Genomic DNA, 22,101 nt, shown 5'->3' with positions numbered 1-22,101 from the left:
ACCCGATTATTGGCAAAACCAACGTGCATTCAATGCACAGATCCACGCTAAAAAGCGACCCAGGCAACGGCGGCAGTTGCTCAAGCTGGTATCATCGCGGCCTTCACAACCCCGGTAAAACGACATGAACCGCCAAAAGAAACTGCAGCAGCTCTTCAAGGCCAAAGCCAAAAAGGCCAGCGCCAAATTGGCGCCTAAATCCAAGGACAGGTACATCAGCAAAGCGGACCGGTTGAAACTCGAAGCTGAGTCCACTGAAACCCCGGTACCGCCTGCCGAGAGCTGAGGCGTATTCAGCAGCCGGTCAAACCGACCTGCCGCCGCTCCCCCTCAAAGAACAACGGCCGCAACCGCACACCCACGCTATTGCCGATAAACGCCGCCACCAGCCACACCCAGCCATGCAGGCTGCCTGAGGCGATGCCGCTGAAGTACGCGCCGATGTTGCAGCCGTACGCCAGGCGCGAACCGTAGCCGAGCAGCAGGCCGCCGATCACCGCCGCCACCAGCGAGCGCGCGGGGATTTTCAGGCTGGGGGCAAAGCGCCCCGCCAGGCCTGCGGCCAACAGCGCGCCGAGGACGATGCCGATGTCCATGACGCTGGTGATGTCTTCCCACACCGGCGCAGCCAAGGCCTTGGCGTTGCCCGGCATCTGCCAGAACGCCCAACTGGCCACGTCCACACCCAAGCCGCTTGCAACCTTGGCGCCCCACAGCGCGAACGCCGAGGTAATGCCCCATGGGCGACCGGCCAATGCCAGCGTGGCGTAGTTGAGCAAGGCCAGGCCAATCGCGCCCCACAGCAGAGGCCAGGGCCCGCGCAGGAAGCGGCGCAAGCCGGTGTGTTCGCTGGTCACACCTTCTTCAAGTTGGCCATGGCGGCCTTTTTCCAGGCGCACCGTCACCCAGGCGATCAACGCGAATACTGTCAGGCTCAAGCCCATGGCCGGTGCCACGCCGAAGCTTTTGACGATGGACACTGCCGGGAACGACGGCAGCGCAAACCACCAATCCACGTGGTGTGTGGCGATCAACGAACCGCAGATGAAAAAGAACAGCGTCACCAGCATGCGCGCATTACCGCCGCCCACGGTGAACAGCGTGCCCGACGCACAGCCGCCACCCAGTTGCATGCCGATGCCGAAGATAAACGCCCCGAACACCACCGACACCCCAGCCGGCGCCACCAGCCCGACCACCGGCTGCCCAAACAAGCTGCCCGCCCCCAGTGCCGGGAAAAACAACAGCACCGCCAGCGCCAGCATCACCATCTGCGCACGCAAACCCGCGCCACGACGCTCATTGATGAACACGCGCCAGGCCGACGTAAAACCAAAGGCCGCGTGGTAGAGGGTCAGGCCCAGTGCAGCACCGACCACCAGCAACAACACCTGGGAGGAACCGACGCTGTTTTGCAGGAACAAGGCGCCAAGCACCAGGATGATAAAGGCCACCAGCGGCGCAACGGGCTTGCGCGCGGGGGCGAGAGGAAGAGAGGTACTCATGGGGGTATCCCGGTTCGTTTGAATGTGGAGGATTGCGAGGGGGGCGAGTATAAACCCAGGGGCGGCTTATCTAAGGAGTATTCATGCGTTTGCTCGGCACCTTCCGCTCCCTGCGCAGCACCAACTACCGTATCTGGGCCGCCGGGGCGCTGGTGTCCAACATTGGCACCTGGATGCAACGCACCGCGCAGGACTGGCTGGTGCTCACCCAACTCACCCCGCACAACGCTGCGGCGGTCGGCATCGTCATGTCGCTGCAATTCGGGCCGCAGTTGCTGTTGCTGCCCTGGACCGGTTTTGCCGCCGATCACTACGACCAACGCAAATTGCTGATCGCGACCCAGGCGACGATGGGCGTGCTGGCGCTGACCCTGGGTGTACTCACCGTTACCGGCATCGTGCAGCTGTGGCAGGTGTATGTGTTTGCGTTTTTGTCCGGCTGCGCCTCGGCGTTCGATGCGCCGGTGCGGCAGATTTTCGTCGCGGAACTGGTGGGCGAGAAGGACTTGTCCAACGCCATCGCGCTCAACTCCACCTCGTTCAATATGGCGCGCATGATCGGCCCGGCGGTGGCGGGCCTGACCATCGCATCGGTGGGCACCGGCTGGGCGTTCCTGCTCAATGGCAGCAGCTTTTTTGCGGTGCTGGCCTCGTTGTTTTTCCTGCGGGTATCCGGCCAACACACCAAGGTGCGCGCCTTGCGCACCAAGGGCAGCCTGACCGAGGGGTTGCGTTACGTGTGGGCGCGGCCAGACTTGAAGGCGATCCTGCTGATGCTGTTTCTGATCGGCACCTTCGGCATGAACTTCCCGATTTTCATCTCGACCATGGCCGTCACCGTGTTCCACACCGACGCCCGTGGCTACGGCCTGCTGACCTCCACCCTGGCCATCGGCACCATCGCCGGTGCCCTGCTGGCCGCCGGGCGCGAGCGGCCGCAGTTCAAGTCGCTGCTCAACGGCGCTGCCATCTTCGGCGTCGGCTGCACCCTGGCCGCCCTGGCGCCGAACTACGGGTTGTTCGCAGTCGCGCTGGTGATCATCGGCGTGGGCGCCATGACGTTCAGCAACACCACCAACAGCCTGATGCAACTCAGCACCGAGCCCGCCATGCGCGGTCGGGTGATTGCCCTGCGCGTCGGCGTGGCCTTGGGGGGCACGCCCATCGGTGCGCCCATCGTCGGCTGGGTTGCCGACCACCTGGGCCCGCGCTGGGCGCTGTTGGTCGGCGCAGTGGCGGGCATCCTCGCCGTAGGCGTGGCGCTCTATACCCTCAGACGCCAATTGGATCAGCCAGAAAAGCCCCCCTTGTTATAGGGGGGTGGGGTATGCAATGATCCGCCCCACTATAGGTAGGGGGGGTATACACATGGGTCACGTAGCCGCAAACAAAGACAACCTGATCAAGCGCGTCAAACGCATCGCCGGACAGATCCAGGCCCTCGAACGCGAACTGGAAGCCGACGCCGACTGCGCCAAGACCCTGCACCTGGTGGCCGCCACGCGCGGCGCCATCAACGGTCTGATGGAAGAAATCATCGAAGACCATGCCAGGGCTCACGTGGCCGACCCTTCCCTCAACGCCGAGCAACGTAGCCAAGGTGTTGAAGAACTGCTGGAAGCCATCCGCAGGTACTCCAAATGATCGCCCTGAACAGCCACACACACGAACACGTGTTTCTCGGCGCCGCCCACGAAGAGAATGCCAAGCGCACCCTCTGGGTGGTGATGCTCACCGTGGTCATGATGGTCGCGGAGATCGTCACCGGGGCCCTCACCGGTTCCATGGCCCTGCTCGCCGACGGCTTTCACATGGGCACCCATGTGGTGGCCCTGGGCATTGCCGCGGCGGCATACGCCTATGCCAAACGCCATGCAAACAACCCGCGCTACAGTTTCGGCACCGGCAAGGTGGGTGATTTGGGCGGCTTCGCCTCGGCGCTGATCCTGGCGCTGGTGTCCTTGGGCATTGGTGTCGAGTCGGTGATGCGCCTGTTCACTCCTACCGACGTGCAGTTCGGCACAGCCACGTTGATCGCGGTGGTGGGCCTGGGGGTGAACGTTGTCAGCGCGCTACTGCTCGGCCAGGGTCAAGGCCATGATCACGACCACGGCCATGCCCATCACGGCCACGACAACAATTTCAAGTCCGCCTACGTTCATGTCATCGCCGATGCCTTGACCTCAGTGCTGGCTATCGCCGCATTGCTGGCAGGACGTTACTTGGGTTGGGTGTGGTTGGACCCCGTGATGGGCATTGTCGGCGCCATTGTGATCGCGCGCTGGGCCTGGACGCTGATGGGCACCACCGCCGGCGTGCTGCTGGACCAGACCGACACACACGTCGCCGAAGAGATCCGAGAGTTGGTGGAGCAACCCGGCGATGCAACGATCACCGACCTGCACGTCTGGCGCGTAGGACCCGATGCGCATGCAGCCATTGTGAGCGTGATCGGTGGCGCGACGACGGACGCCGAGCGCATTCGCGAACGCCTCAAGCCCGTCCATGAAGTGAGCCACCTCACCGTTGAGTTCCGTGCGGCGTAACAGCCGCTTACTCCCTACCCAGGTGACCCCTTGGCCAAAGACATCGAAAACCCGTGCATTTCCATCTGCCAGCTCAGCGGCGACCTTTGCGTGAGCTGCGGGCGCAGCAAGGACGACATCCGCAAATGGAAACGCATGAAGCGCCCCGAAAAGATGGCCGCCGTGCAACGCGCCACGCAACGATTGAAGGCGCTGAAAAAGACCAAGTAGCGATCAGCCGCGCCCTACCGAGCCCGATACGGGAAGGTTGCCCAGCAGTTTCAGGCCGGTGCTTTTCACAAAGGTGTCGTAGTCCATCGGTTTCTGGATACGCGTTTCGGCGTTGGGCAGCACATAGGCCCAGGCACGTTTGGACGAGGCGTCATACACCAGCTTGAACAGGCGTGTCGGCACCCAGACCCTGTTGTCGCCGATGGTGCTGTAGCCAGTGTCGAACAGCGGCCCGGTAAACACATACACATCGCCGCCGGCACGCACGGCGAACTTGCGCACGTCGGCCTCGACCTTGCTCCAGATCTTGCGGTTGTTGGTGGGGTCTTGCGGCACCATGTTCGACAGCGCGAAAGATTGGGCCATGGCGTTGGCATTCGGCGCGTCAGCCGCCGGGGATTGGTGGCCACGGTCCATGTGCTGGGCGCGGTAGTCGCTCAACTCGGCGCGCCCGCCCTTGGGGATGCGCGGGTCGGCGTAGAACTGGTTGGTACGTTCCTCGCCCTTGGCGTCTTTCAACTGCGCGGCGCTCAGGCGTTCGACCACCACCAGCGGGGTCTTGCTGGTTTGCGAATAGAGCACCGCAAAGTGATCGGAACACAGGGCCAGGGGTTTCATATTCGCCGGCACGGTGGCGGTGTTGATGGGGGTCGCGGCGGGAAACAAGTCGGCACAGGCGTCGAACGACAGTCGCTTTTCCTGCGTGGAATAAAGGTCGGGCAGGCTGCGGGCGCTGACCCCGGTGGAGAGCAAAACAAGGGCGGACAGCCCCACTGCAATGTTGCGAAGGCGCATGCATTAAATCTTCGAAAGGGAGTAAAGCGGCAGGCTCCACCGTGCGGAGCCAAGTGGATGATATTGCAGGATTTATTGACACGCCATTGTAAGATTAGTGCCCGACCGCTGCAGGACTTTCCGCACTGCGCGCGCCAGGTTTGAAGCCATGCCCACGTGCGCCCCAGGCAATCGCAAACGACACACCGATCAACACCACCATCGCCCAGGGAAACGACGCCACGCCCCAGGTATCCAGCAACACTGCGCCGACCACACCGCTGCAGGCGATTGCGCTGTTCCACGCCACCACGTTCAGCGACAACGCCACGTCTGCGCCATCGCCTGCCGCGTCGGCCAGTGCGGTTTGCAGCAAGGTCGCGGCACCACCGAAGCTCAGGCCCCAGACCGCCACGCCGAGGTAAATCACCTGGGGCTGATCGCCCAGCGAACCGAACACCACACTGACCAGCGCAAAGGTTGCCAGGCTCACCAGCACGGTTTTGCGCAGCAGTGGCTCGACTAATTTGGCCGTCAGCCAAATCCCTGCCAAAGCGGCAATGCCGAACACCAACAGCACAAGGTCAACCCGATCCGCCAACCCCGCAGGCGCCACGAACGGGGCGATGTAGGTGTACAGAATGTTGTGCGCCAGCATCCAGGTGATCACCACGGCCAGCACCGGCCGCACACCCGGTGTGGTCAGCACCTCTCCCAACGACAACCGCTGGTGCGCCGCTTGTGGCGGAAAGTCCGGGACCTTCACCAACACCCATACAATCAGCACCACCGTCAGCGCCGACATCAGGCCAAACGTGGTGCGCCAACCCACCAAGCCACCCAGCCACGTGCCCAGCGGCACACCCAACGACAGCGCAATCGGTGTGCCCACCATCGCCAGCGCCAGCGCCCTGCCCTGTTGATGCGGCGCGACCATGCGCCGGGCGTACCCGGCCAACAGGCTCCAGGCCAACCCCGCCGCGACGCCGGCAAAGAACCGCGCCACCAAGGTCACGCCGTAGTGCGACGACAGCGCGGTGATGGAGTTGAACAGCAGGAAACCGACGATGGTCAGCAAGAGCACATTGCGCCGGCGCCAGCCACGGGTCGCGATGGTCATGGGGATCACCGCCAGTAACGAACCCAGCGCATAGGCGGTGACCATCTGCCCAGCCATCGACGGCGAAATCGCCAGGCCTTCGCTGATCAACGGCAGCAGGCCGGCGGGCAGGGTTTCGGTGACGATGCAGATGAAGCCGGTCATGGCCAGGGCGAGCAACGCGCCAATGGGCAGGCGGTCGGATGACGCCAATAAGCTGAGTGAAGGTGTCACGGGAAACTCCTTGAGCGGATTTAAATACTGATCGATACAAATGTTGCGGGCGCCCACAGCACGTTGTCAATGACTTATGTATCGACTAGTATTTAAATCATTTTCCACAGGAGACCCGCCATGGCACAAATGGGCCGCCCCCGTAATTTCGACCGCGACCAGGCCGTAGACCAGGCCTTGCACCTGTTCTGGCAGCACGGCTACGACGCCACATCCCTGGCCCAGCTCAAGGCCGGCCTGGGTGGTGGCATCTCCGCACCAAGTTTTTACGCCGCGTTCGGGTCCAAGGAGGCGCTGTTCGATGAGTGCGTGCAACGCTACTTGGCGACCTACGCCCAAGTCACCGAATGCCTGTGGGAGGAAACCCTGCCACCGCGCCAGGCCATCGAAACCGCGTTGCGCCAATCGGCACGCATGCAGTGTGAAGACGGGCATCCCAAGGGCTGCATGGTAGCCCTCGGCGTAATGAGCGCGCCGAGCCCGGAGAATGCACGCGTAGCGGATGCGTTAACCCAATCACGCCTGCGCACCCGGGCCGGAATCGTAGCGTGTGTGAAACGCGCGGTGCAGGCCGGGCAGTTGCCAGACACGACCATCCCGGCCGTTATGGCGACGGTATTTGACAGTTTCCTGCAGGGCGTTTCGATCCTGGCGCGGGATAACGTGCCGCACGCAACCATCGATGCGGCGATCACGGGGTTGTTGATGACATGGGACGCCGCAGCGTCTATCGCTCCGCCCATTCGTCACGACACGCCAGCAGAAAATCCACAAACGCCCGCACCCGATGGGGCACATACCGCCCGTGGGGATACAGCAATGTAAACGGGCGCGACCTTCCGCCAAACGGTTTCAACACTTCCACCAGGCTGCCGTCTGCCAGCTCCCGCTCGACGATGAACTTGTACGTCTGAAACAACCCCGCCCCATGCTTGGCCAGGGTTACGCCACCCAACACATCGTCAGAACAGCTGTACCCCGCCGCCCCTGCGAACTCCCGCGCCGTGCCGTCTACCTGGAATAACCAGGGGATGCGCCGACCGTCGCTTGGTAGTTCGTATTGAATGCACTCAAACCCAGGCAGATCCTCCAGTGTTTGCGGGATACCGGCGCGTTGCAGGTAGGACGGCGCCGCGACCACCACCAGTTCACCGTCCTCCAGCAGCCGTGCGATCAGTGAGGAGTCCGGCTGGGCGCGCACGCGGATGGCCAGGTCGTAGCCTTCGGCGACGAAGTCGATATTGCGATTGCTGATGTGGATGTCCACGGTGACCTGCGGGTACAGCTCGCGAAACCTCGGCAGCAGCGGCAGCAGACGATGGTGGGCATATGTCGTCGGAATGCTGATGCGCAACAGGCCGGAGGGCACGGTCTGGGCGCCCATCACTTCCTGTTGCGCTTCCACCAGTTGGGTAAGCGCTTGGCGGCATTGCTCGAAAAACGTCCGGCCGCTGTCGGTCAGCCGGATGCTACGGGTGGTGCGCACAAACAGGCGCGAACCCAAACGCTCTTCCAGGCGCGAGATGCTGCGGCTCACCGCCGCCGGTGTAACACCGGCGGTTTGCGCGGCGGCGGTGAAACTGCTGGCCTCGGCAGCGAGGCAGAACAGCTCGATGCTGCCCAGCTGCAAATCTTCGAAATGGCGCTTCATGATTGATTACACCGGGTATCGGCCTAAAAGATAGACAGCCTGTTTATCAGCCTTCCGCGCATAAATACAACGCTCGGTACTGGCCGCGCTTGCTTTCGCTGATGGCACACCGCTAATCTTGCGAATAATTCTTATCCGCAGACGTACCTTCTCATGTCGGCCAGCGAGCTTCCCCTGAATCAGGCCGTCCATGCGCTCTACACCGAGCACCATGGCTGGTTGTTCGGCTGGCTGCGAAAAAAGCTCGGGTGCCCGCATAACGCTGCGGATCTTTCCCACGACACCTTTGTAAGAATCCTCGCTTCCCGTGACGCCCTCGGTGGCATGCGCGAACCCCGCGCCTTTCTGACCACCACGGCACGCCACCTGATCATCGACCGCGCGCGCCGTCGCCAGCTGGAAGACACCTACCTGCGCGAATTGGCGCTGACCATCGAGATGATGGAGCAGTGCCAACAGTCGCCGGAACAGATCCTGGTCACCCTCGAAGCACTGGAGCAAATCGCCTTCGTGCTCGACGGCCTGGCCCAGAATGCGCGACAGGCATTCCTGCTGTACTTCCTTGAAGGCCTGCGCCAAAGCGAGATCGCCAGCCGCCTGGGAATTTCCGAGCGCATGGTGCGCAAGCATCTGATGAATGCCCTGATGCACTGCAACCACGCGCTGGACGTATGAGCACCGATCTCGACCAACAAGCGGCCAACTGGGTGATCCGCCTGAATGAGGGCAACCTCAGCGAGCGCGAGCAGCAGCAATTCGAACGCTGGAAGGCCGCCGACCCACGGCATGGCGCCGCCTTCGAGCGCCTGCAAGGCTTCGTCGGGCGTTTGCAGGCGTTGCGCCCGCAACAAGTGCCAGTGCAGGCCGCGCTGGAAGCCGCGCGGGTACGCCGCCGCAATCCGGCGGGTCGCGTGTTGCTGGGGGTGTTGGTGGCGTTACCCGTGGCCCTGGCATTACGGACGTATCCGCCGAGTTACCTGCTGGCCGACCAACGCACCGCGCCAGCGCAATGGCAACAGGTCAACCTGGAAGACGGCTCGCAATTGACCTTGAGCGGCAACAGCGCCGTGGACCTGAGCTTCAACGGCGAGCAACGCCAGGTGCGTTTGCTGCGCGGCGAGATCCTGGTGCAAGTGGCCCACGATGCCACGCGGCCGTTCACGGTGGTCACCGACGACGGCCAGATGCGCGCCCTCGGCACGCGCTTTACGGTCAAGCGAGAAACCTCCGGCACGCTGCTGAGCATGCTCGAATCCACAGTCGCCGCCACCGACGCCAGCCATCACGACGATGTGCACGTCAGCGCCGGTGAGCAGGCACGCATCACCCCGGATGCGGTGAAACGGCTGGGCAAGATCGACCCTCGCGCCACCCAGGACGCCTGGCAACACCATCAACTGGTGGCGCAGGACCGACCGTTGCCAGAGGTGTTGGACGAGCTGGCGCGCCAATACGGCGGGCATGTGCAGTTCGACCGCGCACAACTGGCCGACCTGCGGGTGTCCGCCGTCTTGCCGCTGGATAACCCGCGCCGCGCCCTGCAATTGATTGCCGATGGGTTGCCGGTGCGTATCCGCGCGTTCAGCCCGTTGTGGTTGCAGATCGAGCGTCAGCAAAAATAGTTTGGCGTACCGGGTTCCGCTTTTCACGACTGCCCCGTCAAGGAAGAAAGCACCTCAAATAACAGGAATTTCTTCCATGTCGCGCCACCTCAAGCGTTCCCCTTTGCCCCTCGCCCTGGCGATCAACCTCGCCAGCCTGACGGCCCTGAGCCTGGCCATCAGCAGCCCGGTGGCCGCACAAGAGGCAGCGCGTTATGCGATTGCCGCCGGCCCCCTTGGCCCGGCACTGAACCTGTTTGCCCAGCAGGCTCATGTGGCGCTGCTGTTCGACAGCAAGACCGTCGCAGGCCTGAATACCCGCGGCTTGCAGGGAGAATTTCCAGTCGCCCAAGGTTTCGCCCAGTTGCTGCTCGGCAGCGGTTTGCAGGCCGTGCAAGGCGCCAACGGTTACGTGCTGGTGCCGCTCAATACCAGCGGCTCGCTGGAACTGGGCCCGACCGCGATCACCGGCCTCATCGAAGAAAGCAGCACCGAGCACGTCAAGGGCTACGTGGCCACGCGCAATCTCAGCGCCACCAAGACCGACACACCCATCATCGAGACCCCGCAATCGCTGTCGGTGGTCACCAGTGACGAGATCCGCGACCGCCAATCGGAAACGCTGTCGCAATCCCTCGACCTCACGCCGGGTTTTACCAGCCAGCCCACCAGCTTCAATCGCACCTCGGACCGCTTCCGCATTCGCGGTTTCGATGTGGAGTCAGCCACCGGCGGCTCCCTGCGCGACGGCCTGCGCCTGCAGAACAACTCCTATGACGGCGTGCAGGAACCCTACGGCCTGGAACGCGCCGAGGTGATTCGCGGCGCGGCGTCGGTGCTGTATGGCCAACTGTCGCCGGGCGGTTTGATCAATACCGTGAGCAAGCGCCCAAGCCAGACGCCCTACCATGAGATCAACCTGCAAGCCGGGCAGAACGACCGTAAGCAATTGTCCGCTGACTTCACTGGCCCGCTGGGAGACAGCGAGACCCTGAGCTATCGCCTGACCCTGCTGGACCGCAAGAGTGACACCGCCGCCGACCACATCAACAACGACAAGGTCTACGTCGCCCCGGCGCTGACCTGGCGGCCCGATGACGATACCTCGCTGACCCTGCTGTCGTTCTACCAGAAGACCGAGACCGGCTTCTCCGCACCCCTGCCCTACCAACTGACCAAAGGCGTGGGCAGCGGCAAGTTCCAGATCGGCCGCCATGACTTCATCGGCGAACCCGACTACGACGAAATGAACGGCGAGATGTCGGCGCTGGGCTACGAGTTCGAGCACCGCTTCGATGAGCACACGCGCATCAGCAACAAGCTGCGTTACTACCAGTCGGATGTCACGTGGCGCTACCTGCAGGTCAACACGGGCGGTACCAACATCGCCACCGCGCAAACCACTGGCCTCCTGCGCCGCCAATACAGCGACCGCCAAGAGCGCTCGCGCGGCCTGGCCAGTGACACCAATATCGAGAGCAAATGGCAGTTCGGTGACTGGCAGCACACCTTCCTGCTGGGCTTCGATGGCTATGACACCAGCTACGACTCCCACAACTTCCGCGGCAATGCTCCGTCGTTGAACCTGGCGACCTACACCTACGGCCAGCCGGTGGTGGTCAATCGCGACCCGGCCACCGACCGCGGTTCGCAGATCGACACGCTGCAAAAAGGCATCTACTTCCAGGACCAGATCAAGTTCGACGAACACTGGATCTTGCTGTTGGGCGGGCGCCATGACTGGGCAGACCAGCACACCGAACTGTTCCGCAACTCGGCCAAAAGCAGCCAGAGCGACGAAGCCACCACCTGGCGTGCGGGCTTGGTCTACAAGGCCGACAATGGCTTGGCGCCCTACATCAGCTACAGCGAGTCGTTCTTTCCAGTGGCCGGCACCAACAAGGCCGGGCAAGCGTTCATTCCCACCGAGGGCAAGCAATATGAAGTGGGCATCCGCTATCAACCCGAAGGCAGCGCCACGCTGCTGAGTGCAGCGGTGTATCAACTGGAGCAGAAAAACGTGCTGACCCAGGACCGCACCGACATCAACTTCTCGGTGCAAACCGGCGAAGTGCGCTCCCGGGGTTTCGAGCTGGAAGCCAAGACCGAAGCCACCCCCAACCTCAGCCTGATCGCCTCTTACGCCTACATCGACGCACGCATCACCCAGAGCGAAGTGGCCAGCGAAATCGGCCAACGCAGCGAAGACACCCCCTACCACCAAGCCGCCCTTTGGGCCGATTACCGCCTGGCGGCACTGGGCGTCCCGCAACTGCGCATCGGCGGCGGCGCCCGCTACAAAGGCACCACCCAGGCCTCCGGCGTACCGTCATCGATGCCCGCCTACACCCTGTACGACGCCCGCGCCAGCTACGAAATCGACCCGCATTGGGAGGTCGCGCTCAACGCCAACAACGTCACCAACAAACGCTACACCTACTGCGAATTTGCGATTTGCCGGTATGGGGATGAGCGGCAGTTGGTCAGTTCCGTGACTTATCGCTGGTAGTAGCGGTGGCATTTGACTGAGGAGCAAGCCGAGTCCGAAGGGACTTCAGACACACGGTGTTGCTAACGAAGAGAAATCGTCTAGAACTCAAGACTACCCACTCAACTTGATGCACGGTCCACCGCAGTGTGCGCATTTCAACTGTTGTACGTTAGGAGAAACGTATGGCCAAGAAAAGCTCACCCAGCGGTCCCGCTGAGAAGACCAAGGCGCCCGCACGCCCGCGCAAGGCAGTCAGTAAGGCAGTTAAGAGCAAGCCCCCCGCCACCGAAGAGCTACTGCCGCAGCCCTCCCAACCCGCCGAAGAAGATGTGGCGCAGATCAAGGCGTTGCGCCAACAACTCGGCGAGCGGGGCTACGGGTCGGTGTTCGACGTGGTCCGCCAGGGCCGCGCCGCCACTATTTCCAGCTATTTGGGCAGAAAAACCGCCAAGCGCGAGCGGGCAGCGGCTGAGCAGTTCTATGAACAAGCCGAGGCCCACGCGGCGGCCTTGACCCGGTTGCATCGCCAGTTGACTGCGCGCGGCGAACCGCTCGCCCAGGCAGTGGCCAAGTTGGGCATTGCCTATGATGCCGAGTGGCTGGATCGCGCCATCGGTTCCAGTGGCAATTATCACGAATGGTTCGGCCAGAGCCTGCTCTATGCCCATCCCGATTCGGTGGGTTCGCTGTTTTCCCCCGGCAGTTACCTGACTACGCTGTACCGGGTCGCAAAACCGTTGCATCCCATCACCCATGGCTTGCAGTTGGATAAGCGGCGTCCCGACCTGAAAGGCCTGACGCTGAGTGACACCCACCTGAATCAAGAGATCTCTACCCTGGCCCTGACCTTGGACGTATTGGAACAAGGTGTGACCGGCGATGCAGAGGAACAATTGCGTACCAGAGTCTTCCCGATGAACCTGCCCTACAACCACGCCTGGGAGCAGATCCGTCAGGGCTTGGCGGCCTTAAAGAGTTCGCAGGCCGAGATATGGGCCGTGCTGTCCGACAATGAAGCGCGCGCATTTTCACCTATCACTTTCGATGCCTGGAGTACCCAGGTGCTCACGCAGGGTTGCGTGCGCGATCGTCTGGCGTTGCCGCCTGAGGAATACGCGATTCTGACTCAGGCGCGGCAATCTACTGAAGCGACGGTTGGACAATATTATGGCTTAAGCCGCATTTCTGACCTGACGCATGTCGGTTCGGAGGCGAGTATGCCAGCCAGTGCACCAAACTTGCTGAACCGGACCCAGTTGGATGAGGAGACTTTGTTGCAGGCGCTGGGCGTGGGTCCATTTTTTAATGATGTTTCCGAACTCGGATTTCATCAGACGGTACAACTTAGGTTTGACCACGCGCCCTCCATCGGTGGTCATTCGATAGTCACGATCTCTAATATGAGAATAGAAAAAGGAGCCACTCAGATTACTTGGGTGGCTCAGGTGAATGGACGGCTAACCGTTTTTAATGAAATATACCTCGATAAGACTTTACATATTGAAATGAGCTGGGAAGGCGGGTCGGCCACCAGCTACAACCCCCACATCTATTGGGGCAACAGTACGCCAGCTGGCGTAACACAAGAGCTAAGAATAAATCTGGATATCACGTTGGATATTCTGGGTCGATCTGATTTTGCCCTAATACTGGTGCTTGAATATCACCATCCATCTAGATCGACTATGATTCCTGTATCGAGTGCCCCTCTTTTTCAAATTCCCCCGATCACCGCTACGCGTGAATACGGCGCTCGCTACATCCACGGCTGGGATCGCAGCGCCTCCCCCTACCCCCCCTTATATGCCTATATCGGACCTCAAGCGGGGCACGCCACGACGCCGCCTGCCAACACCCCAACTACCAGCAGGCTATACAACCGTCACGGTCAACATTCAGAGCGGCTTAACCGCGTAATCCGGCTACAGCGGCGTGTCAACCTAACCTTCGAAGAACTCGATTGGCTGATCGTGGCGGCGGCAGTCAATCTCGCCGATTATCCGTTGACCCGGCCACTTCAGGCCTTGGCCGTCTACATGCCATTGCGTGAGCGCTTTGGCTTTTCCGTCAACGCTTTCGTTGCCTGTATCGGTTCGATCAATACCTACTATCGCCCGGGTGAGCCGTCATTTTTTGAGGAAATGTTTGGCGGCGATGACTTTCTCAATACACGCCTGTACCTGTCGCCACCACGGGACGATACCCCTTCACAGGCGGCACGCGCCATCTTGTGCAGGGGGTTGGGCATCAGCGCCGACGTACTCATCACACTGGCCCGGCTGCTGCCCGGGGTCATCAATGACGGCGCCGCAAATGGCTACGTCCTGCCCGCCCTGGACAGGACGCATGTAGACGCCCTGTATCGCCTGGTGGCAATCCCACGCCTGTTTGGGCTGATGCCGGAGGAGGCACTGCGGCTGTGGGATCTGCTGAATGCTCCGGGAGTGATCGCGCAGAGCCTTGCCCGACAAGATCGTCCAGTGGCAGCGGCACTCGCCGCACTGGAGCGCACAGTCTACCTGGTGGACTGGATGCAACGCGAAGGCCTGGATGCGCCCCATCTCATTGCGATGACCCACCGCGATTACCGCCAGGTCGCCACTCCGGAATTGCAGAGTTTTATCCAGAACATCTATACCACCCTGGGTGGGCCGGGCAGTGAGGGTCGCGATGAGCCGACACTGCGCGATTTGCTTTCTCGGCATATTGGCGCGCAGTTCGGCCTGAAGCCGGCCACGTCCCTGCGCCTGATCGAATGGATGGACAAGGTGGCAGCGCGCTTGAACCCGGTTTTTACCGGCTACTCGGTGTTGAAGTTCTGGGAGCAGATACAGGCGGCGGCTGGCGCTGGGGCAATGAGCTTGACCGCTCTGGAGATAGAGGACTCCCAACTGGTGCAGTACGCAAACCTCCTCGGCCAATTCGCCTTATTGTGTCATTGGGCCCAGCTCTCCGAGCAAGATCTGGAGCTGGTGATGCCTGGCCCATCACCGAGCTCGCCCCTGACCGGCCAAATCCTGGCGCCATTGCCAGACCTGCCGTTCCTATTGCTGCTGTCTCGCTACCGGCAATGGCAAAAACTGCTGGTACTGCCGGTGGCCGAAGGGCGGCGTTACCTGCAACGCGCTGCGCTTGGCGAGTTTATCTCGAGCGCCGATACGGCGAAGGAGCTCGCGCTGCTACATGGCTGGGACGAAATTCAGGTACGCAGCTACCTGGCTTCACTTAACTTCACACCCAAAAGTTTTCATGAACTGTACCCACTCATCGCACGCATGCAACTGGCCCAAAAGCTGCGCCAGTCACCGACGGATCTGGCCTTGCTTGATGTGTTGGCCGGACTAATACCCAACCAGAATATGCTTAAACAATTCGCCGCCAACATTCTCGCTGCAGCACACGCTTGAGCCGGAGGCATCATGAACATTGCATTGGAAAACTCACTCAACCAAGCCAAGCGCGATGCGCTGGTGAGCTACTACCTGCAGTACGTCATTCCCCTGCGCGGGCTGGGCACCCTCGCCACCAACATTAAAACCGCCAACGATCTTTACGAGTACCTGCTGCTGGACCCACAGGTGAGTGGCCAAGTCACCACCAGCCGGATTGCCGAAGCCATTGCCAGTACACAACTGTATATCCATCGCTGTCGCGGGTGGTTGGAGCCTGGCATCAGTTTACCCGCGATGGCAGAAGCTTCACGCCCCGGTCGCTACCTGGACCATTGGGACGCCTACAACAAACGCTACGCCACCTGGGCCGGGCTGCAACGCTTGCTGCACTACCCGTCCAGTTACCTGGACCCGGAATTGCGTTACCGCAAGACCACGCTGTTCAAGAACCTGGAACAGACCATCAACCAGGGCCGGGTGACCGAAGAGCGTGTTGAGCAGGCGATGCGTGATTATGTGGGAGAGTTGCGGGGGGTGTTGGATATCAGGTCGATCAATGCCTATCAGGTCGAGCCGAACATAGAAGATTCACCGGTTTATTTTGTCGGTCGCCCTATGGACGCGGATGGCACCTACTATTGGCGTTATGTCGACAGCAGCAAGGGAGGAACCAGTGGCCGCGTGCGTAACCCCATGGCCTGGAGCGAATGGAGCAAGATCGACGCCCCCATTGAGCCGGAAGGCGATCCGACGATTGTATTTTTTAATCAGCGTGTGCATGTGATGTGCCTGCACAAACGCATGAGTAGCGTTGAGCACGAGACCGTGACTTATACGGAAAATGAAACCCAAATTTATAAGCCTCGACAAGTCGTCGAATGGGAGCTGCAATTTGCAACCTTATCGACGAACGGACGTTGGCGGCTGCGTAGTTATCCATTACAAAACTTGATCTCCACTACTGTTTTACACAGCCCCGCGCGGGTATTCGGAGCGGAGTTAAGGGAGGAGAGTGGATCGACGGCTCCTTACCTCGGGGTCTTTTTTGTTCAGCCAGAGTCCACTGGCGAGAAACGTTATTTATGCCGTTTCAGTAAGCTCCTTCAGCATGTTGATTCACCAGGCGACGGATGGGAGTTTGAGTTCGAATTCAAGGATTATTCATCCGCAGCAATGAAGGCAACGCTTGTTTATCAACCGCTAAAATATAGCTTGACCGAGCCTATATATAACATCTCTGGGAAAGAGGGTGAAACGCATTACTTCTCTTACTTTAAAATGAACATGATGAACTTTAACTTCACCAAGAATACAAATGGCACGCCACGAATTACTTTTGACATAACCGCACCAACCCTTCACGACTTCCGCATAACACTAAACATCGGCAAAGCAGATGAACATTACTATGAGTGGCAAGACTTTGCCAACCCTGTAATACGGCAGACCCTGATCTTTAACTTTCCCCTAGCGCACCACAACTTTGCTTCAGATAACGCATACCATCTCAGAATACATATCACTGCTACAATCGGGCATGACTTTGTCTTACATAGTTTAATTAGAACGGTAATCGGACCAAAAACAAAACTAATAAACTTCCACCCCACCCATCATATTTACTTGGTTTCCTCGCTCTTGAAAGTTGGCCAAAATCAGTTATTTCACCCAGTGAAGAGAAATACAAATTGGTACCTCTCAGAACAGGTGATGACCACGCTTGCGGGGCCGCTGCTGGAGCAACGGATGCAGGAAGGCACCGACGTGCTGCTGTCATGGGACACGCAAGCGATCCTTGTCGACCCTAGTGGCGCAGACTGGGGCGGTACCATCATCAATTCGCCAATGAGGTTCGAAGGCGGCATAGGCCAATACACCTGGGAGCTGTTTTTCCACGTGCCCTTCCTCATCGCCAATCGGCTGCTGGCCGAGCAGCGCTTCGACGAGGCCGAGCAATGGTTCAAGCGCATCTTCAGTCCAGCCGGCTATCGCAAGGCAGACGGCAGCCTGGACATGATCGGCAACTCGCCGCGCTACTGGAATGTACGACCGTTGCAACTGGACACCGCTTGGAACCCTTCCTCGCCGGAAAACACCGACGACCCCGACCTGATCGCTGCCGCCGACCCCATGCACTACAAGCTGGCTGTGTACCTGCGGTGGCTGGAACTGCTGCTGGCGCGGGGCGATCAACTGTACCGTCAGCAAAATCGTGACAGCTTGACCGAGGCCAAGATGTGGTACGTACAGGCCCTGCAATTGCTAGGCCCGCGCCCGAAGATGCCACTGCTGCTGAACTGGGCGGACCCAACGCTAGATGAGGCGAGTGTCAACAACAGCGTATCCCTGAAACTGCTGGAAAACCTGTTCGGTGCCAACCCCACGGCACTGGCGCCCGGACTGGTCGGGCAGATCCAAGTGGAAAACGGCCCGTTCAAGGCGCCATTCAACGACGCCGTGCTGGATTACTGGCGGCGGCTGGAGCAGCGTCTGTTCAATCTGCGCAACAACCGCTCCATCGATGGCCAGCCGCTAATTTTGCCGCTGTTCGAGCCGCCCGTCTCGCCCACCGAGTTGCAACAGGCCCGGCAAGCCGGCGACGGCAGCGACCCGGCACCATCAATGGCCGGCCTGGGGCTTTGGACCCAACGCTTCCCACTGCTGCTGGAGCGGGCACGTACGGCGGTGCAACAGGTCATCCAGTTTGGCGCCAACTTGCAGGGGATCCTGGAACGGCGCGACGCCGATGCGCTGGGTGTGTTGCAACAGACCCAACAGGGCGCGTTGCTGGGCATGGCCAACGAGGTGCATCTGGCCAACATCGCGGCGCTGGAGCATAACCTGGCCTCGCTGCGGGCCAGCCGCGTCGGCATCGAGCAGCGCCGACTGCATTACGCTCGCTTGTATGACCGGCATATCACCCACAACGAACAACGTGCCCTGGATTTGCGTACCAGCGCCAACAGCAAACAGTCCAGCGCCGGGAAGTTGAACGTAGCTGGCGCCGTCTTAAACTTGATTCCCACTCACTTCACAGGTGGCCTGGCCTTTGGCATCGGCTTCAAGGAGTTTGGCGGTTTGGCCCATGCGGCGGCACAGGTGCTGGAATTGGGTGCGTTGTCCGACAATGGCGATGCCAACAAACTGGAGGCGTCCGAGCAATATCCACGTCGGCGCGAAGAATGGCAGGCCGTGCGTGACCAGAGCGTGCATGACATCGCCCAACTGGACGAGCAGATCAAATCAGCCACAGAGCAGATCGCCATGGCGCGCAAACAGGTTGCGCAAACAGAACTGGAGCAGGCCTATAGCCAAGTGGTACTAGACCAACTGCGCACCCGCTTCAACGGCCAGACACTCTTCAACTGGCAGGCCGGCCGCCTGGCAGCGCTTTATTACCAACTTTATGACTTGACCGTTGGCCTGTGCGCACGCGCGCAGCGCAGCTACCAATGGGAAACGGGAGACACCACCGCTTATCTGCGTCCAGGCAATTGGAGCGATACCTATCAGGGCCTCTTGGCCGGTGAAAGCCTGGTACTCAGCCTTCAGCGCCTGGAAAACAAATACCTGGACTGGGACCGCCGCACGCTGGACGTGCACCGCACTGTTTCGCTGCAGCACTTGTCAAACCACACCTTGAGTAAAGCCGTGCAAGACCTACTCAATGACATCATCCCGCCCACCAAGCCCCAGGTGATCGAGGTAAACCTGGAGGGCAGCCTGCTGGCGATCCGGTTCAACTTGAATGCCATGCAGATCGTTGATGATTACCCCAATGCACTGAACCTGGGCACATCGCGCCTGATCAAGACACTGAGCGTGTCGTTGCCGGCGGTGCTGGGCCCTTACCAGGACGTCCAGGCAGTGCTCCAGTATGCGTCCGCCCATCCCCTCGCGGACGGCTGCAAGGCCGTGGCGTTGTCCCACGGGTTGGATGATAACGGTCAGTTCCAGCTCGATTTCAACGACGGTAAGTACTTCCCGTTCGAGGGCATACCGATCAGCGAGGGAATCTTCGTACTGTCGTTCCCGAACGCCAAGAGCCGACAACGCGAACTGCTGCTAAGCCTGACGGACGTGATCTTGCATGTGCGCTATACGATCCGCCAGCCAAGCGTACTCGCCACCCCGACCGGTAAAAGCCGAAAGCCTGCCTGACGCGCCGTACGCGAGCGTAGTCCAACGGTTCGCCGAACTTTTGCGTGAGCCGGGCGTTGCGCCAAGCGATCTGCCGCGCCGACCATCGCACTGAATCTGTTGGGGAATGCCGAATAAACGGACGCGGTGGTGGAGTTTTCAGTTTCACCAGCGACGCAGGTGACACAATTGAGCTGTCGGTTTTGGAGAACAAGCAACTCGGTACCTGCGTCCGGTACAACATCAGGGCCGCAGGCGAGCGCAAAGAGGCTGAGTTTTACTCAGTGAGTGATCCAGGAAAAATGAATCAGATTGAGGACCTTGGAGACGATCAATTCGCGTACTCCCTAGGTAGGTTCAGGGGGAAAAAATTCAAGATTCACCGCAAAAAATTTCTTCGCCCATACCTCGGAAAGGGAAAACAAAGCAGGCCTATCGCCACTTCTATATAGTAACGCTTCGCATTAAGCGGTTTGCCCAAGGTACGCGCGCCCTCTTGTCGACGGCGCGCGTCATCGTTCAGAAGGATCTTTATGCAAGGCTTTACTCCCTCCCCGGCACGCCTGTTCGGTGTGCTGGCCGTGCTTGTTTGCGGCCTGTTGACTACACACGCCAACGCCGACGGTACCGACCGTTCCCTGACCGTCGAAAAAAACATCCAGTCCTATGTGGTCAATGCCGACGGTAGTTTTGTACTGGATGTCGAACTCGTCTCGCGCATCAACGAAGAGCGCGCGATCCAGCCCAACGCCCAGCGTTCGGTGAGTTTCAACCGCACGCTGGAAACCCTCGACATCGCCGAGGCTTACACGCTTAAGGCCGATGGGCGCAAGGTCAATGTCAGCGCCGACCAGATCAAGGAGCAACAAGAGAAGGCCTCGGTCGAAGCGCCGATGTTCCAGGACTCGCTGGTCAAGGTCGTGATTTTCCCGGAGGTCGCCGTAGGTGATCGCCTGGTCCTGCACTACCAGCGTCATCGCACCACACCGCTGTTTCCCGGGCAGTTCGAAGACCTCTCCGCGCCGGATTATTACCAGCAGGAAACGGTAACGTTCACCTACGACATGCCCGCCGATATGCCGCTGCATGCCGACTTCAAAGGCTTCAAGGCCTCAACGCCCGACGCCGCAAAAGGACGCAAGGTCTACCGCTGGGAGCTGTTACCCGCCGAAAAAGCCCGGCCGGAAAACGGCGCTGTCGCGTACACCGATTACGGACAATTCCTCGCCGTATCGACGTTCAGCGACTACGCGCAATTCGCTCAGGCCTACGCTGCTCGCGCGCACGTCGAGGTGACACCGGCCATCACTAAGCTAGCCACCGAACTCACGGCCAAGCTGGACACACCCCACGCCAAAGCCCTGGTCTTGAGTGACTGGGTACGCAAGAACATCCGCTACGTCGCGGTCTACATCGGTGACGGTGGCGTGGTTCCGCACGCTGCCCAGGCCGTGCTGGATAACCGCTATGGCGACTGCAAGGACCACGTCGCCCTGCTGGAAGCCTTGCTCAAGGCCGTCGCCATCGAAAGCTCGCCCGTGCTGATCAACTTCGGCAACGCCTACGTACTGCCAAAGGTGCCGACACTGGGTTTGCTCAACCATGCGATCACCTACGTACCAAGCCTGGACCTGTACCTGGACTCCACCGCCACCCCCATCGCGGCGGGCTACCTGCCCATTCCCGAGTTGGGCAAACCGGTGGTGCTGACCCAAAGCGGCAAGCTCGCGCGTACACCGTCCCGCCAACTGAGCCAGGTGGACGGCGCGCTGGTGTTCAAGATCAACCCGCAAGGCGCGGCGGATTTCACCAACGACAACACGGTGCAAGGCTGGGGCACGGAGTTCAACCGGTTCCTGTTCAAATCCATGACCCCGACCGACCGCAGTCAATTGACCCAGAAAGTCTTGAGCATGTACGGCCAAACCGGCAGCGGCGAGATAGAGACAGACCCACTGGACAGCAACGCCCCAACCTTCAAGTCCACGGTCACGGGCCGCACCGAAAACCTGGTCAACCTGCCCGGCCCCACCGGCGTACCCACCCTCAGCAGCCTGGCCGGCGGCATCGGCCAGAACGTGTTCAGCTTCATGTCGGAGAAGGACCGAACGCAGAGCTTCTCTTGCGCTTCGGGCACGATCAAGGAAACCGCGCGGTTCGATTTCCCTAAAGAAGTGAACATTCTGGCGGTGCCCAAGGGCGCGTCCTTGGACATCGGTGGCTTCAACTACCAGACCACCTACGTCAAGGAAGGCAACAGCGTGCTGATCACCCGCAGCTACGCGTTTGCCCACCCTGAGGCGCTGTGCAGCCCGCAGGATTTTGTCGCGATGAAGCCGGCGATCGAGGGGATGGTCAATGACCTGAAAAGCCAGATTATTGTGCAGACGCTGTAAGCCTGTGGCGCTCGTGTGGCCGCAGGCGCAATCAAACGACTAAATGAAGCGCGGGTGTTGCC

16 protein-coding genes are annotated in these 22,101 nt (G+C 60.5%); 12 read left to right on the top strand and 4 right to left on the bottom strand.

The genetic code is table 11. From position 1 onward, the window contains the following. Positions 1-124: 124 nt before the first annotated feature. A complete protein-coding gene (locus CFE47_RS14575; protein WP_286838007.1) occupies positions 125-286 on the top strand; it encodes a DUF2986 domain-containing protein in 162 nt (53 codons plus the stop codon). 7 nt (positions 287-293) lie between these two features. Here the strand turns inward: CFE47_RS14575 and CFE47_RS14570 are convergent, their stop codons facing one another. Next, entirely contained in the window at positions 294-1,505 is a 1,212-nt protein-coding gene (locus tag CFE47_RS14570) for a YeeE/YedE family protein (protein ID WP_286838005.1), read from the bottom strand. 83 nt (positions 1,506-1,588) lie between these two features. Here CFE47_RS14570 and CFE47_RS14565 point away from each other — a divergent pair, with 83 nt between their 5' ends. The 4 genes from CFE47_RS14565 to CFE47_RS14550 are packed head-to-tail and all read left to right on the top strand — an operon-like array spanning position 1,589 to position 4,261. Next, a complete protein-coding gene (locus tag CFE47_RS14565) occupies positions 1,589-2,821 on the top strand; it encodes an MFS transporter (protein WP_286838004.1) in 1,233 nt (410 codons plus the stop codon). A 52-nt stretch (positions 2,822-2,873) separates the two neighbouring features. Further along, entirely contained in the window at positions 2,874-3,149 is a 276-nt protein-coding gene (locus tag CFE47_RS14560) for a metal/formaldehyde-sensitive transcriptional repressor (protein ID WP_185703948.1), read from the top strand. After that, positions 3,146-4,051, top strand: coding sequence for a CDF family Co(II)/Ni(II) efflux transporter DmeF (gene dmeF / locus CFE47_RS14555; RefSeq protein WP_286838001.1), 906 nt, complete (start codon positions 3,146-3,148; stop codon positions 4,049-4,051). The genes CFE47_RS14560 and dmeF overlap by 4 nt, the downstream gene beginning before the upstream one ends. A 30-nt stretch (positions 4,052-4,081) precedes the next feature. Next, positions 4,082-4,261: a DUF1289 domain-containing protein gene (locus tag CFE47_RS14550; RefSeq protein WP_185703944.1), complete on the top strand. Its 180-nt coding sequence runs from the start codon at positions 4,082-4,084 to the stop codon at positions 4,259-4,261. 3 nt (positions 4,262-4,264) lie between these two features. Here the strand turns inward: CFE47_RS14550 and CFE47_RS14545 are convergent, their stop codons facing one another. Together CFE47_RS14545 and CFE47_RS14540 are read right to left on the bottom strand one after the other, a co-directional pair. Then, positions 4,265-5,056 (bottom strand): DNA/RNA non-specific endonuclease, encoded by a 792-nt coding sequence (locus tag CFE47_RS14545; RefSeq protein ID WP_286837999.1) that lies wholly within the window; start codon positions 5,054-5,056, stop codon positions 4,265-4,267. A gap of 94 nt (positions 5,057-5,150) precedes the next feature. After that, a complete protein-coding gene (locus CFE47_RS14540; RefSeq protein WP_286837997.1) occupies positions 5,151-6,368 on the bottom strand; it encodes an MFS transporter in 1,218 nt (405 codons plus the stop codon). A 120-nt stretch (positions 6,369-6,488) separates the two neighbouring features. Here CFE47_RS14540 and CFE47_RS14535 point away from each other — a divergent pair, with 120 nt between their 5' ends. Then, the gene (locus CFE47_RS14535; RefSeq protein WP_286837995.1) at positions 6,489-7,193 is read left to right on the top strand and encodes a TetR/AcrR family transcriptional regulator; all 705 of its coding nucleotides are present in this window, start codon (positions 6,489-6,491) and stop codon (positions 7,191-7,193) included. Here CFE47_RS14535 and CFE47_RS14530 read toward each other — a convergent pair. Next, positions 7,096-8,019 (bottom strand): LysR family transcriptional regulator, encoded by a 924-nt coding sequence (locus CFE47_RS14530; protein ID WP_286837993.1) that lies wholly within the window; start codon positions 8,017-8,019, stop codon positions 7,096-7,098. The genes CFE47_RS14535 and CFE47_RS14530 overlap by 98 nt on opposite strands. Before the next feature lie 153 nt (positions 8,020-8,172). Between CFE47_RS14530 and CFE47_RS14525 the strand changes: the two genes are divergently transcribed. The 6 genes from CFE47_RS14525 (at position 8,173) to CFE47_RS14500 (ending at position 22,039) form a co-directional block, all read left to right on the top strand. Then, positions 8,173-8,694 carry a sigma-70 family RNA polymerase sigma factor gene (locus CFE47_RS14525; RefSeq protein ID WP_286837992.1) on the top strand — a complete coding sequence of 174 codons (522 nt, stop codon included), beginning with the start codon at positions 8,173-8,175 and terminating at the stop codon, positions 8,692-8,694. After that, complete coding sequence (locus CFE47_RS14520) at positions 8,691-9,641, top strand: FecR family protein (RefSeq protein ID WP_286837990.1); 951 nt, start codon at positions 8,691-8,693, stop codon at positions 9,639-9,641. The genes CFE47_RS14525 and CFE47_RS14520 overlap by 4 nt, the downstream gene beginning before the upstream one ends. 76 nt (positions 9,642-9,717) lie before the next feature. Beyond that, a complete protein-coding gene (locus CFE47_RS14515) occupies positions 9,718-12,129 on the top strand; it encodes a TonB-dependent siderophore receptor (protein ID WP_286837988.1) in 2,412 nt (803 codons plus the stop codon). 164 nt (positions 12,130-12,293) lie between these two features. After that, the gene (locus tag CFE47_RS14510; protein ID WP_286837986.1) at positions 12,294-15,518 is read left to right on the top strand and encodes a Tc toxin subunit A; all 3,225 of its coding nucleotides are present in this window, start codon (positions 12,294-12,296) and stop codon (positions 15,516-15,518) included. 12 nt (positions 15,519-15,530) lie between these two features. After that, entirely contained in the window at positions 15,531-19,664 is a 4,134-nt protein-coding gene (locus CFE47_RS14505) for a Tc toxin subunit A-related protein (protein ID WP_286837984.1), read from the top strand. Between the two features lie 512 nt (positions 19,665-20,176). After that, the gene (locus CFE47_RS14500) at positions 20,177-22,039 is read left to right on the top strand and encodes a DUF3857 domain-containing transglutaminase family protein (protein WP_286837982.1); all 1,863 of its coding nucleotides are present in this window, start codon (positions 20,177-20,179) and stop codon (positions 22,037-22,039) included. The last annotated feature ends 62 nt before the right edge of the window (positions 22,040-22,101 follow it).

The sequence above is a fragment of the Pseudomonas sp. PGPPP1 genome (assembly GCF_002255865.1).
Lineage (GTDB): Bacteria > Pseudomonadota > Gammaproteobacteria > Pseudomonadales > Pseudomonadaceae > Aquipseudomonas > Aquipseudomonas cremoris.
The sequence above is the reverse complement of the archived record's forward strand: the minus strand, read 5'-3'. Positions and strand labels throughout refer to the sequence as shown.